The sequence below is a fragment of the Dyadobacter sp. CY261 genome, from assembly GCF_021440085.1.
Lineage (GTDB): Bacteria > Bacteroidota > Bacteroidia > Cytophagales > Spirosomataceae > Dyadobacter.
Genome location: NZ_JAKCPW010000002.1, coordinates 95,887 through 109,945, shown reverse-complemented (window position 1 = coordinate 109,945; position 14,059 = coordinate 95,887). Strand labels below are relative to the sequence as shown.

At 47.1% G+C, this 14,059-nt stretch carries 15 protein-coding genes; 13 read left to right on the top strand and 2 right to left on the bottom strand.

Annotation, left to right across the window (positions count from 1 at the left end):
• Positions 1 to 26: 26 nt before the first annotated feature.
• The 10 genes from LZD49_RS07800 to nagA all read left to right on the top strand — a co-directional run bounded on the left by LZD49_RS07800 (position 27) and on the right by nagA (position 9,422).
• Positions 27 to 1,250 carry a glycosyltransferase family 4 protein gene (locus LZD49_RS07800; RefSeq protein ID WP_234666781.1) on the top strand — a complete coding sequence of 408 codons (1,224 nt, stop codon included), beginning with the start codon at positions 27 to 29 and terminating at the stop codon, positions 1,248 to 1,250.
• Entirely contained in the window at positions 1,247 to 2,230 is a 984-nt protein-coding gene (locus LZD49_RS07795) for a glycosyl transferase (RefSeq protein ID WP_234666780.1), read from the top strand. Before LZD49_RS07800 ends, LZD49_RS07795 begins: the two co-directional genes overlap by 4 nt.
• Entirely contained in the window at positions 2,230 to 2,985 is a 756-nt protein-coding gene (locus LZD49_RS07790) for a DUF5672 family protein (RefSeq protein WP_234666779.1), read from the top strand. Before LZD49_RS07795 ends, LZD49_RS07790 begins: the two co-directional genes overlap by 1 nt.
• A gap of 6 nt (positions 2,986 to 2,991) precedes the next feature.
• On the top strand, positions 2,992 to 3,945 hold the full coding sequence (locus LZD49_RS07785; RefSeq protein WP_234666778.1) for a hypothetical protein: 954 nt from the start codon (positions 2,992 to 2,994) through the stop codon (positions 3,943 to 3,945).
• A gap of 10 nt (positions 3,946 to 3,955) precedes the next feature.
• Positions 3,956 to 4,843, top strand: coding sequence for a glycosyltransferase family 2 protein (locus tag LZD49_RS07780; protein WP_234666777.1), 888 nt, complete (start codon positions 3,956 to 3,958; stop codon positions 4,841 to 4,843).
• A complete protein-coding gene (locus LZD49_RS07775) occupies positions 4,840 to 6,183 on the top strand; it encodes a hypothetical protein (protein ID WP_234666776.1) in 1,344 nt (447 codons plus the stop codon). Before LZD49_RS07780 ends, LZD49_RS07775 begins: the two co-directional genes overlap by 4 nt.
• A gap of 51 nt (positions 6,184 to 6,234) precedes the next feature.
• Positions 6,235 to 7,284, top strand: a complete 1,050-nt coding sequence (locus LZD49_RS07770) for an acyltransferase (RefSeq protein WP_234666775.1) — start codon at positions 6,235 to 6,237, stop codon at positions 7,282 to 7,284.
• A gap of 94 nt (positions 7,285 to 7,378) precedes the next feature.
• Positions 7,379 to 7,675 (top strand): thioredoxin, encoded by a 297-nt coding sequence (gene trxA / locus LZD49_RS07765; RefSeq protein ID WP_041736444.1) that lies wholly within the window; start codon positions 7,379 to 7,381, stop codon positions 7,673 to 7,675.
• A gap of 15 nt (positions 7,676 to 7,690) precedes the next feature.
• Complete coding sequence (locus LZD49_RS07760) at positions 7,691 to 8,254, top strand: pentapeptide repeat-containing protein (RefSeq protein WP_234666774.1); 564 nt, start codon at positions 7,691 to 7,693, stop codon at positions 8,252 to 8,254.
• Positions 8,255 to 8,312: 58 nt separating this feature from the next.
• The gene (gene nagA, locus LZD49_RS07755) at positions 8,313 to 9,422 is read left to right on the top strand and encodes an N-acetylglucosamine-6-phosphate deacetylase (RefSeq protein ID WP_234666773.1); all 1,110 of its coding nucleotides are present in this window, start codon (positions 8,313 to 8,315) and stop codon (positions 9,420 to 9,422) included.
• Between the two features lie 3 nt (positions 9,423 to 9,425).
• On the opposite strand, the gene LZD49_RS07750 is transcribed toward nagA, so the two are convergent.
• On the bottom strand, positions 9,426 to 11,624 hold the full coding sequence (locus LZD49_RS07750) for a radical SAM protein (RefSeq protein WP_234666772.1): 2,199 nt from the start codon (positions 11,622 to 11,624) through the stop codon (positions 9,426 to 9,428).
• 185 nt (positions 11,625 to 11,809) lie between these two features.
• Here LZD49_RS07750 and LZD49_RS07745 point away from each other — a divergent pair, with 185 nt between their 5' ends.
• From LZD49_RS07745 to LZD49_RS07735, 3 genes are all read left to right on the top strand, one after another.
• On the top strand, positions 11,810 to 11,935 hold the full coding sequence (locus LZD49_RS07745) for a Fic family protein (RefSeq protein WP_234666771.1): 126 nt from the start codon (positions 11,810 to 11,812) through the stop codon (positions 11,933 to 11,935).
• 215 nt (positions 11,936 to 12,150) lie between these two features.
• A complete protein-coding gene (locus LZD49_RS07740; protein ID WP_234666770.1) occupies positions 12,151 to 12,606 on the top strand; it encodes a PIN domain-containing protein in 456 nt (151 codons plus the stop codon).
• Entirely contained in the window at positions 12,603 to 12,746 is a 144-nt protein-coding gene (locus LZD49_RS07735; protein ID WP_234666769.1) for a hypothetical protein, read from the top strand. The genes LZD49_RS07740 and LZD49_RS07735 overlap by 4 nt, the downstream gene beginning before the upstream one ends.
• Positions 12,747 to 12,788: 42 nt before the next feature.
• On the opposite strand, the gene LZD49_RS07730 is transcribed toward LZD49_RS07735, so the two are convergent.
• Positions 12,789 to 14,036 carry a serine hydrolase gene (locus LZD49_RS07730; protein ID WP_234666768.1) on the bottom strand — a complete coding sequence of 416 codons (1,248 nt, stop codon included), beginning with the start codon at positions 14,034 to 14,036 and terminating at the stop codon, positions 12,789 to 12,791.
• Between the last annotated feature and the right edge of the window lie 23 nt (positions 14,037 to 14,059).

Here is a 14,059-nt window from a genome sequence, read left to right as displayed (position 1 = left end):
ACAGTCTGAGCTAGCTAATATCGGTAATGGAGCAGAAGAAAATACTTTTTGTGAGTCATGATGCTAACAGGGCAGGAAGTCAATTGCTGTTGCTGCAGTTATTAAGGCTATTGAAAGAACGGGGCGTTCCCATGCATCTGCTACTCTGCACCGGAGGCGAACTGGAGGCTGAATTCGAGGAAGTGGTAAGTGTTACGCGTCTTTATCAAAACAAAAAAATTACCACGCCTCCCTTCACTGGTAAATTGCTCCGAAAAACTAACCTGCTGAAACTCTACGAAGAGCGATCGCTGCAAAAAGGTAACGAAAAAGTCCTTGCGGAGCTGGAGCAGCAGAATATTGGCCTCATTTTCATCAATTCCATTGCTAATGCGGAAGTTTACTATGATTTCCTGAAATCATTTCATCATTTGCCTTTAGTGCTTTTTGTGCATGAGCTGGCAATGTCAGTGAAAATATATACGCAGGAGAAACAACTCGCTTTTCTGCTAAAAAAAACCGATCATCTGATCGCCGTTTCCAATGCAGTGGCAGACTATTACATCCGCAAATACGATTTCCCCGCCCACCACGTCAGCACATTCACGCTCATCGATCATGAGCATATCGACCAGCGACTACAATCTGTCCAGCACGATATTCTTGAAAAAACCTATAAAATCCCGGAAGACGCCATTGTAATCGGCGGCTGCGGGAATGCCGAATGGCGCAAGGGTAACGACATATTTAACTGGATCGCCAGCCGAGTGATACGCAAAACCCAGCCACTGCCTGTTTACTTTGTATGGGTGGGCGCCGGGCCACAGCATGAGATCTATGAGTTAATTGAAAGCGACATTCGCCTGATGGGGCTGAGCGACAAGATCATCCTCGTTCCGCCAACGCCGCGTGCGCTGGATTATATTAACCGTTTCGACGTATTGCTGTTGAGTTCCCGTGAGGATCCTTATCCCCTTGTGGTTATGGAAGCGGCTTTACAGGAAATACCCGTGGTATGCTTCGAAGATGCAGGCGGCGCGCCAGAACTTATCGAAGACGATGCCGGGTTTGTGGTTCCTTATATGGATATTTCCGCTGCTTCGGACGCGATCATCCAACTAATCCTCGACCCGTCGCTGCGGAACACAATGGGCGAAAATGCCCGCAAGAAAGTTTTGGAGAGGCATAACACCGACAAAAGCGTCGCAAGCATCGAAGCCATTATTCAAAAGTATTTACCTTTGCAGGTTTCGGAACAGCACAATCAATGACCATTGCCTTTACCATTTGCTCCATCAATTACCTCGCGCAAGCCCGGACACTAGGAGATTCGCTCAAAGCGACCAATCCGGATGTCCGGTTCTTCATTGGTCTGGTGGACACCCTTCAAGGCGTAGCATTTGAAGATGCCTACACGCCAGCCTACCCGATGATCGAGATCGATAAGATCGAGATCAGGGATTTTCAGGAAATGTGTGCGCGCTACAATATTACAGAGCTTAACACCGCGGTAAAACCTTTCTATTTTACCTATTTTTTCAAACACTACCCCCAGGCGAATAACGTCATCTATTTCGACCCGGATATTATTGTTTTCCAACCATTGACAGGCCTCCTGAACTCACTGGCAAAGAACAATGCCGTGCTGACGCCGCATATCAACACGCCGATCGACGACCGGCTGACACCCAACGAACTGCATCACCTCAATACCGGCGTGTACAACCTTGGGTTTGTGGCATTCAGCCGCTCCGAGGAAAATGACCGCTTTATTTCCTGGTGGGAAGAAAAACTACGTTACGAATGCCTGATCGACCTTTGTAATGGGCTTTTTGTAGATCAGAACTGGATGAATTTCCTGCCGGTCTTCGTACCTAATACATACATTGAAAGAAATCCCGGCTATAATGCGGCTTACTGGAACCTGCACGAGCGCACATTTACGGAACGCGACGGCCAATGGTATGTAAATGAAGAGAATCCATTAATATTCTTCCATTACAGCGGCTATGATCCCGCCAAACCGGATATTTTGTCGAAATACCAGGACCGCTTCGAATTAAGTCGCCGCAGCGATCTGACGGATCTTTTCAAATTATACAAAAACAGCCTGATCGACAATGGGAACGCTTACTACCGCAAATTCCCCTGCTCGTACATCAAGCCTGCGCCGGTGCGTCGCTATCAGCGCGTGAGAAAATACCTGAAAATGCCTGTGAACTATCTGATCGGAAAGCTTCAGACGATCTGATGAAAGAGCTGGTAACCGTTATTATTCCTATTCTGGAAACCCGGATCGACCCGACGGAGGAAAAACTGCTGCATCATGCTTTAAATATTCTGTCGGAACACCCGATCGTTTTCATCGCCGGCGAAGGTACCGACCTTTCGGTTGTGCACGAGCATGCCGAGCATATCGATGTAGTGCATTTTCCGAAGCGCTTTTTCGAATCCCGGCAACATTTGGCGCCACTTTTCCTGATGCAGGATTTTTACGAGCGTTTCAACTGGTGCGATTTTCTCCTCATCCACGAGCTGAACAGCTGGGTGATCAAAGACGAGCTGCATTACTGGTGCAAGCAGGGTTATGATTACTTCAAAGCCAGTCCGCTCCTACCCGACCCAGCCAATGCACCAAGTTTGCTGAAACGCGTTACGGGGCTTTCAGATGAGGAAAAACGATTATACGGGTCAGGTTATACCGGCAACGGGCTTTACCTTTGCCGGATCGAGCGAATGACCGGCATATTGAAAAGCAAAAGGCAACTTGCCCATCAATACCGTCACAACGCGACCATACCCCATGTTGATTCCGTGTTCTGGGAGCTGGAACCGAATCGGTTTTTACCGAATTTGCGGAAACCGACGGACGTCGTACGCAGCCATTTCGTACAATATGGTGTCCAATATCAAAATGGCACAACATTACCTTTTGCTTTAACCGGCATTTCCAGACACAACATCGACGAAATCGCCTACTTTAAAAATTTGCCTGAAACGGAATAGTTGTTCATGAATATTATATACACAGTTTGTAACCGAACCAATCTGGCGCATGCACTGGCTCTGGCGGATTCTGTGTTACAACACCAGCCGAACGACGGTTTTTACATTGGCCTGGTCGATGCCATTCAGATTGATCACTTGCCGGAGCACGTCAAACTGTTGCCCGTAACCGCATTGGCCATTCCTGGCTTTGACGAAATGGCGGTCGGCTATTATGATTTTGAGTTACTACCGGCTTGCCGTCCGTGGTTCGCACTTGAATTGCTGAAAACACATCCGGAATGCAAGCGGCTGACTTTCCTTAGTCCGACAACACTTTTGAAAGCCTCATTCGAGGGCCTGTTGGATGCGAACTCTGAAATGTTTTTAACACCCAACATTTCATCTCCATTGAAACGATCGGCCATTCTGGACGATAAGCGAATTCTTAATGCAGGAATGTACCATTCGGGAAGCTGGGTGCTAAGACCTTCGGAGAAAACCGTTGCCATGCTCAAATGGTGGTCGCATCGAACTATCGACCGCGCGAACTTCGACCTTTGCAACGGCATGAATACCGACCAGCTTTGGCTGAATTATGTACCAGTGTGGGTTCCTGCGACAACAACGCTTCACAATCCGGGCTGGTATTATGGTTTGAATGCGGTTTTGAATAAAAATCTTGTGGCAAATGATAATGGTTACGAGGTGGATGGGCAGCCACTGATTTCGCTCAACTTTGCGGGACTTGGCCATTTCGACCCAATCTGGTCGGATCATGCGGGGTTAGTTACCGAAAACAAGGCATTTCAGACATTATTCATGGAATACCAGCGCATTGTGGTGAACAAGAGATACGAACTGCCAGCGAGCGGTCAGCCGGCATTCGGGAAACAAGCCAATATCGCTCCCAACCGATTAATGAGAAAAGGCATTGCTGCCAAATTGAAAGAGTTAACCGCATATATCGATCAGTTTTAAACAGGATTCCATGCATTTTTTAGAACAGACCACACAGGACCTGCGAAACTTCGTATCAACACTGAGACCGGCGGCAACACCCACCGGCCATGCGCAGAAATATCCGAAACTGACCATTATCACCCCTTCGTACAACCAGGCGGCGTTTTTGGAGAGGACAATCCTGAGCGTCCTCAACCAGAACTATCCCAATCTCGAATACATTATTGTGGACGGCGGCTCGAACGACGGCAGTGTAGAAATCATTAAAAAATATGAAAAACACCTCTCCTGGTGGATTTCCGAAAAAGATCGCGGCCAGGTGCATGCGATCAACAAGGCGCTGGAACGGGCCACCGGCGAGTATATAAGCTTCCAAAATTCAGATGATGTATATTTCCCAGGTACTTTTGCTCGTTTTGGAGAAGCAGCTTTGAAATACCCGGTCGATATCCTTTACGGCGACCTGTACATGATCACCACCGACGACGAAGTGACTGAAATACTTAAAACTACGTCCTACGATTTTGATTGCCAGGTTCTGGAAGGGATGCAGATACACAACCAGTCGCTATTTTTCAAACGTTCATTGGTGGAGAAATACGGCTTGTTCGACGAAACCTTCCGTTTTGCATTCGATTACGACTTCATCACGCGGTACACCTCGCACAAAACGACCACCACGAAAAAGATCGATGGACTTGGGGGCGCATTACGCGTACATGCGGAAGCGAAGTCCTCGACCATCGCGACGACCATTGGCAGGGAGGAACATGCGAGGGTACAAAAATTGTACATTTCAACGAACGCATCCCCAGTAGTCAACAAAATCAAGTATCTTTGGTGCCGTGTTCGTAAAATCGCCTATTTCATTCTGCGATTAGATATTCAGTATATCAGATTCAGGCTTTCCAGATGAATTGGAGCTTATTTAATGTAGCCAATAATTTCAATTATCTCCGATATTCGATGGGCATCGCAATGATGTTCAACGGGTTTCCGCTCATATTCTTTATACGCGACACACTCGGTGTAGGGCCTGCAAGCAGCGTTTTTACAGCCATTTTCTTTTCGCTGGCATTGCTATTAATGGTTCCCCCCACGCTTTTCAAGCGCCTTTACAAGCCTAACACTATCCTGATCAACCTCGGACTGGGCTTCCTGCTATTGACGCTTTATTACTTTTTCTTCATGAACCACCAGGGAAAAGCGGTGGCTGATATTGGAAACTTTGTTTTCACATTCGGGTTCCTTGCCTTGCTCATCCACGTCCCTAATGACGTGAAAGACACGTTGATACAAGTACTTTTCCTATTTTCTTTTTTTACAAATATCACCCTGGTTTACTCCCTCATCACCGACCCCAACTGGACGCCGGGGATGCGTGCGGCAGTAAATTTTGCCAATGAAGGCGCCCAACCGGGCGGTAACCCACACATTACGGCACGTAACGGCGTGATCACACTGCTTTCGGCCCTGGTTCTGCTGGGTAATACCAAACATTTGCTTACCCGGTTGTTTCTGTTTTTCTCGGTGCTGTTTGGAATGGGTGTGGTGGTCCTGTCACTTGCCAAATCCAGCTATCTCGGCTTAGGCATTGCGTTTGGGGCTTATTTCCTCTTTCATTTCAAATTTTCCGACATTACTTCTGCCATCGGCAGTGCATTCAAATTCAGGAATGCGGTATTCATTATATTGATTTTATTAGTGATTAATTACTTCCTGATGCGCTACGGCGATGTTCTGAACCTGCTTTTAGGCTATTGGGATATTTTCGAAGACCGCATCATGAACGTGATCTTCACCTCAACAGGTGTAAGGCTATCGGAAGAAGCAGATGTCGATTACTCGGCTATGGGACGCGTGAGTGGTTTCGGAGAATTCATGAAAACGTTATTTTCCTGGGACATCTTCCTCGGCAGGGGTTATAAGAATGATTATCTGGACGTTCCATTACTTGAATCCTGGGTAAATCACGGAATTTTCGGGTTCGTATTTTTCACAAGCTTCAATTTCTTCCTGTTCCTTTACGTGATTCGGGAAGTGCGTCGCCATACCAATCCACTGACGACTTTCCTGGCTTATTTCTTCCTATCCATGGTGGTGTTACTTTTTACCGGTGGCCGCCCTTACGACATTGCTTTCTGGTTCCCCTATTCGGTCATGATTCGCTTCCTGGGTATCAAATACCTCGATGCGATTCCAAGAAGAAAGGTAACCCGACCGAAGCCAGAAACATTAAGTCCCATAACCACCTGATACGCTCCCTGAGCAATGGGACCTTCGTGCAAGGCTCCCATCATTCCACACATGAAGAACAGAGTTGAACAACTGGATGGGTTAAGGGGCATTTTTGCGGTCCTGGTGATAGCCCATCACCATAATGCATTCAAAGAGTCGATTCTGTACAATAACTTCTTTGTCATCAATGCAAGCTTGTTCGTCGATTTCTTCTTTGTACTCAGCGGCTTCGTGATCGCATTCAATTACGTCGATCGCATCCATAACGCTGGCGATTTCCTGACTTTCCTTAAAAAACGATTTATCAGGCTTTACCCTTTACTGTTTTACACGGAAGTTGTTTTCGTGCTTGCCAATCTGCTCGGCGAGCATAGCCCGATGAAAAATGTCGGTGGGCTTGGATTCAGCTATTACTTCTATACTTCCTTTGACACCCTAACTTTTATGGGATCCAGCACGGTGTTTGGTGCCTGGATCAGCAACAATTACCCCTCCTGGTCTATTTCCGCAGAAATGATCTCCTATGTCGTGTTCGGATTAGTGGTTTTGATTCTTTCCCGGTTCAAATACGCGGCTTTCGCGATTATAGGGCTAGCCTCCGCCATCTTCATCTATTCAAGAGGCGAATACCTGCTCGCTTACGATTATGGCTATATTCGAGGACTTCTGTGCTTTGTGCTCGGCATCTTCACCCAGCGTTTGTTGAGCCGAAAGACTTTTCAACTATCGGCATTCGAAATTCCTTTCCTGTTTTTGATGGTTTTGGCCATGTATTTAGTCCACCATTGGGAGCTTAATCTGTGGAAGCTGGTATTCCCCTTCATTTTCTCCATTGGCGTTATCGTTTTTGCGAGCTCTACCGGCATTGTCACGCAGGTACTCAACAGCAAACCTTTTCAATATTTAGGTAAAATCTCCTACTCCATTTACCTGAACCATGCTATTGTCTTGATTTTCGTAAATATTGTATTGTTCAGGTACCTTAAATCGCCTGAAAATGAGGTAATGTTTGGTATTTCCCTGATTTCCTCGATCGTTCTCACCATTCTCTATTCCCATGTTACCTACGAATTTGTCGAAAAGCGCGTCGGTAAGTTTCTGAGAGATAATTGGGGATAATGGCATAATCTTTACGTCTTCCGCAGTAACCGGGTTTGGATTAAACCTTTCGGTGCCTGTATGGGTTATCATTTCAGACAAAACACTTGGAGTCATGGCAACATTCTCAGAATTGATCAACAGCGATAAACCGGTTTTAGTGGATTTTTCGGCCGAATGGTGCGGTCCGTGTAAAATGATGAAACCGATTCTCGAAAAAGTAAAGGCCGATCTTGGTGATTCAGCGACAATTATTAAGGTCGATGTGGATAAAAACCAGTCGGCAGCACAGGCTTACCGAATTCAGGGCGTTCCAACACTGATCGTTTTCAAAAACGGCAAGCCGCTTTGGCGCCAGTCGGGAGTGGTACAGGCCGACCAGCTCAAATCCGTTATCCAGCAATACATTTAATACCTCTTTGGCTCAATGCGTAATACCCGCAATTTTGACATTATTGAAAATAAGGATTTTAGCATTGAGCCATTGCTTGAAAGTAGCTACGAGCAGGTGCATTTCAGGCAATGCTCGTTTACAGATCTCTCAGGGATCGATCTGATCGATTGCGTTTTCGAGGAGTGCAACCTGAGTAATGCGTCAGTGAAGAATTGTAAAATATCCGACGTCGAATTCGTCAGTTGCAAACTGACGGGCGTTAATTTTTCGGAAAGTAAAGACTTTGCATTTGCCGGGATTTTTGAAAACTGCATTTTGGACTATGCAATTTTTGAAAGAAAAAAGCTGAACAAAACCCTTTTCAGCAGCTGCAAAATCCATAATGCGGATTTTACCCAGACAGACCTTTCCAAATGCAAAGTCCACAACTGTGACTTCTGGGACGCGGTTTTCGATGGTACCAACCTCGGCGGTGTCGATTTTTCGACCAGTAAAAACTTCACGATCGATCCCACTTCCAACAATATCCGCAAAGCCAAATTCCTGTCGTCCGACCTGGCCGGGCTTTTGACAAAATTTGATATAATTATCAAATAGTGCTTTGAACGGCTGACCATTTTTTGTTTCTTCGGCGCATCTAAACCTAGCGCCGATTATGTCAACCCAGTTCTTTGCAGAGAAAGTTTTCACCGGAAAAGAAGTCCTTTTTAATCAGATTATCGCCGTTGAAAACGGCCGCATCCAAAGCGTAGAAAGCGGTACACCCAAAACCGGCATGCCGCAGGTAACCAACCTCGCGCCAGGACTTTTCGACAGCCATATCAATGGTGGAGAGCAATTCTATTTCACCGAGCGCGCCGACGAGGAAACGATCGACGATATTTACCAGGCGAGTGTCAACACCGGCACTGCTTACGTGCTCCCTACCCTCATTACCTCCCCACACGACAACATTCTGAAAGGTATCGAGGCCACGCGCAGCTACATGGAGAGCAACCCGGATTCGGGCGTATTAGGAATGCATTTGGAAGGGCCATTTTTGAACCCGATCAAACGCGGTGCACATTTGGCTGCATTCGTGCGCAAGCCTACCAATGCCGAACTGGAAGAAATCATTCAATACGGCAGAGATGTGATCCGGCTGATCACGATCGCACCAGAAATGTTCACCGAAGACCAGCTTCAAATGCTGCTCGAATCGGGCATTACCGTTTCCGCAGGCCACTCCAATGCCACTTATGCAGAAGCCATGACGGCATTTGATCAGGGAATTCAACTTGTAACCCATTTGTACAATGCGATGTCGGCATTCGGTCATCGTGCGCCAGGGCTCGTAGGTGCGACTTTCGATACCGAGTCCGTTTACGCGCCGGTTATTATCGACGGGACGCATTGCGACTTTGGAGCGGCAAGCGTGGCTTACAAGATTAAGCGCGACAAGTTGTTTCTTATTTCGGACGCGTTGTTTTTGGGGCAGAAAGTCACCCAGTTCAAATGGGGGGAATTTGATGCTTATTTAAAAGACGGGAAGTATATCAATTCCGATGGTAACCTTGCTGGTGCCACTATTTCGCTTGGCGACGCCGTACGTAATGCTGTTGAAATCATTGGGATACCCGTGCAGGAAGCCATTGAAATGGCGACAGTTCGCCCGGCTACCGTATTAGGTTTACAAGACAAGATCGGCAGTATTGCACCGGGTTACCCGGCCGTCTTTACCACATTCAACGACAATCTTGAAAATTTTGAAGTGCTACGTTACTAACCGTTACAGCACCAGCATACCACCATTTTTCAACTCCTGCCAGGTGCGGGAGTTGAGAAAGACTTCAAAACTGCCTAATCCCGCCGCATCGAAATCATTTTTGAATTGTTCGAATGCATACGGTTCTGCATTTGCGATCAGTAGTTTAGGCAGTATTCCGGTGAGCCACTCGCCCATCTCCACGTCCGCCTCCACTGCCCATTCCTTTTTCTTGTTATAAAAAACGAGTTCTGCTATTTCACGTACTTTTTTGCCTTTTCTTTCTTCAAAAACAGCCATTTCGGGTAAACTGCCCGTCCACACAATCACGGCATTGGGTCTCGCTGCCGCCTCTGCGAGCTCGTGGATGTTTTTTTCGATGTAATCAGGAGGAATCGACGTGGCCGGGACCCTGAAATCAAACCATTTGGACAATGGGAAATCGAGGCAAACGCCGTGCATATAATTGAAGAGTGATTTGCGTAAACCTTCCGCATATTGATCGTGGTCGGCACCGAGCGGGTCTTGATGTTCCAAATCGTTATTGGCGAATTTACCGGTATCCGGGCCCAAACGCATGACATCGAATTCCTCGGGATGCAAACCAACCGGACTATGGGCCGTCATCGCAAACCGGTGCCAGAAACCCGACTGTACAATACCCAATTGAAAAAGCTGGCGCACCATTTCGAGCGCATCGATCGTCTCCTGCGCAGTCTGTGTCGGGAAACCGTACATTAAATATGCATGCACCATAATGCCCGCTTGCGTAAATGCATCCGCCACGCGCGCCACCTGTGCCACCGTCACGCCCTTTTTCATGCGTTCGAGCAAACGATCGGAAGCTACTTCCAGCCCGCCGGAAATGGCAATGCAGCCGGACGCTTTCAGGAGCAGACAGAGATCATGCGTGAAGTTTTTCTCAAAACGGATATTCGTCCACCAAACTACCGTAAGCTTGCGGCGGATGATTTCCAAGGCCAGATCGCGCAGTAAGGCGGGCGGAGCAGCTTCGTCCACGAAATGGAAGCCGTTTTGCTGCGTTTGTGCGATTATTTCCTCAATGCGGTCGCAAAGTAGCGAAGCCGTCATGGGTTCATACCGACGGATGTAATCCAGTGAAATGTCGCAAAACGAGCATTTGCCCCAATAACAGCCATGCGCGAGCGTCAGCTTATTCCAGCGGCCGTCGCTCCACAACCGGTGCATCGGGTTTACAATCTCGATCACAGAAAGGTAATCGTGCAATGGCAGGTCGCTATAATCCGGCGTACCTGTTTCGCGCTGTGGCACATCCTTTTCCTTTGCGCCATTGTGATATATCACTTTACCGTAGACTCTCGAATATACCCTTTTCAGGTTCGTGAGCGCACGTTCACCTTCCAGATATTCGAGTAATGACAGCAGAGGTGCCTCCCCATCATCCAGGCACACAAAATCGATATAGTTGAAAACCCTCGGCTCTTCCAGCGAACGCAGTTCCGTATTGGCAAACCCTCCGCCCATGACTATTTGAATATGCGGATAATGCGCTTTCAGATACTGACCACATTTGAAACCACCGTATAAATTGCCCGGAAACGGCACAGAAATGCAGACAATATCAGGCTCATACTGCTTCACCTTTCGTTCCAACACATCTTTCAACGTCTGAGAAAGTAACGTATCCGGCGTTTCCAGCGCGGCTTCCAATTCATCAAAACTCGTTGCCGAACGCCCCAGCCGCTCGGCATACCGACTGAACCCGAAATGCGGGTCCACCGCCTCCTGGATCAGGTCGCCAAGGTCTTCGAGGTACAATGTCGCCAGATGCCGGGCTTTGTCGTGGATACCCATTGTTCCAAATGCCCAGTCGAGGTCTTCGAGTTGCTGGAAACGGCTGGCTTCTGGCAGGTAAGTCCGGTCGCAAATGCTATGGGCGAGTGTGGGATTGCTGTTTTTTAGAAACCGGATGACGGGATCGATCGTCGAAATGTATTCGTCCCGGAGGGCATAAATGCGGAAACTATTGTCTGTAAGCTCGATATCCGACGCTTCAAGCATCGCAAAAAGCTTTTTCAATCCTTTGGAAGAAAACAACTCCAGGATCACGTCGATACCCAAATCGGCCTGATACGACTCCCGACCCAAAGTATTCAAAAAACCTTTGAGATAAGCAGTAGCGGGGTAGGGCGTATTGAGTTGGGTAAATGGCGGGGTGACCAGGAGTATTTTCTTTTTCACGGATGCGCGTTTTCTTCGGGGCAAAGGTAGGGGTTTTTGGAATTGAAAGAATACTGGTAACTTGGCCGGTTGCAGTTTTAGCACTTGCTCTGTCGCCTGAAGATCTTATCGGATGCCTCACTCGGAAACTACCGTAGCCACCTTGGTATAGACCTTGCCGGGGCACTTATGCTTCGTTCATCCATTTGCTATTCGTTTGCATCCACCCATTCAACGACGGCAACGGCCGGGCCGGACGATTACTTGAAAAGTGGTTTCTTTCAGATAAACTGGGACCGGTTGCGTGGCACATTCTGTCGGAGCAGTATTAACAATCAGCATGTTGACGAATACTACCGGAATCTGAACAGGCTTGGTATCTTTTATGAGCAGCTGGATTTCAGGCAAGCTGAGCCGTTTTTGAGGATGCTGCCTGCGGCGCTGGATAATTGAGGCAGGTCATTTGGACATTTGGCCTATCAAGCCCTTTTCCAGCTACCAGATAATCCTAACTTCGCGCTACCAGCAAAACTTACACACGCTATCTATGCGCCCTCGCTACTATCTTGATACTTCTGTGTTTGGAGGAGTTTTCGACTGTGAGTTCGAAAATGAAAGCCTGGCAATATTCGAAAAAATCAATGCAGGTCAAATAACATGCGTTTACTCCGGACTGGCCGAGAGTGAATTAAAACGCGCTCCGGAGCGGGTAAGGGGTTTCTTCCAAAGTCTCGACGAAGAAAATCTCGAAAAAGTTGACGTCGACAGCGCTGTTCTTCAATTGGCACGAAAATACATAGAATCGAATGTGGTGGGGGAAACCAGTTTTGACGATTGTGTCCACATTGCCTTGGCAACCATTAATAAAGTTGATATGTTGATTAGTTGGAACTTTAAACATATCGTAAACAAAACCCGAATTCCAGGCTATAATTCTGTAAATTTATTATCAGGCTACCAGTCGATTGACATACGGTCACCACGAGCTATTCTACACCTATGAAAACGAAAGAACACAAAGTAAAGCAGTTTGACGCCGTGAAAACATTTCGCGAAATCAAAACTAAAATATCGGAAGAAATCAAGGATATGAATTTGGAGCAACTGCAAAAGTATTTGGAAGAAAATAAACTCCGTCCTTAAAGTTCGATTTCCTTTACAAAAACAACCTTCGCTACCAACTAATCAATGCGGCTCGGGATGTTCCAGATAATCATGAAAGTTAACCCGCCGCGCCCGCTTCCCTCGATTCGGATCCTTGTATTGCGAGAATGCCCATAACACATAGGAAGTAATGTCCTGATAAAACTCAGAACGGAGCGGAAAAAGGCCGTCGCCGTTGCGGAGCGCATTGGTGAAAAGTACGACCGTAATATCTTCTGGGCAATGCATCCAAACGCTCCTGAAACCTTTTGGATTGAGAACTGTGATACCCGAATACCACCAGCCGTCGTGGTAGCTGAATTTCCCTTCGGGCATAACGGCACTGTAACTACCCAGGCCGTTCGTAATAATTTCGTCGCGGATATCTTGTGTGATGACGGTATTATTCTCAGTCGAGAAGAGAGCTGCATATAGCTTAACACCCTGGCTAGCTGAAAGATAAATACCATAACCGCCGGTGGTCGTGCTAAAATCGCCCGGATCGAAGCCGAATTCGCCTGAGTAGGGAAAATCATAGCCAAATGTGGGCGTTGGGAAACTGTTGGTTAGGAACTCATCTGTAACAATGCCCGCTTTTTGGAATACATTTTTTTGGACATATTCTTCATAGGCCCGTAAAGCAAAGAGTGCATCATTCTCGTCGTTACCCGAGAATTGGAGGCCATTAATAGCCGGGATCAAAACTCTGAAAAGTCCGAAATTTGCATTCTGATAGCAACTCGATCCGTGGTTTTCCTTTCTGATCCCCATTTGGATCAGCAGTTTCAACCCATACCAAACATTTTCAGTATAAGCGCCATTCCGGCAATTTTCTCCCATCCCTATAATGCCGCTTGTGTGCGTCAGGAGGTCTTTGAATGTAATCAGGTCGATATTCGGACCTTTAACCCAGGTTCTGGGAAGGTAATCGATGATCTTGTCGGTTGTTTTAATACCCTTCTCTTTGGCTAATTTGAGAAATGCGGCCGCGGTAATGGTTTTGGTCATGCTCGCAATCTGCATTTTGGTATCCAGCGTGACCGGTTTGTCCTCCTGGACTTCGACTTGCCGAGCATAATAGCCGCCCACCCCGGAGCCGATTAGCTGGTCTTTTTTATACACCGCAAAGCTGTAACCGAAACCTTTGTCTTTTAAGGAATCGTCAAGAATCCTCACAAACTTCATCGCCGGATCTTCATCGACGGGATCGGGATCTTTGTCCTTTTTACAAGCGAGCACCCCTGCCAAAAACAGGCATAGGCTCAAAATCAAGGGTAAATACCGTTTCATGGCCTGTAATGTTATCAAAATGT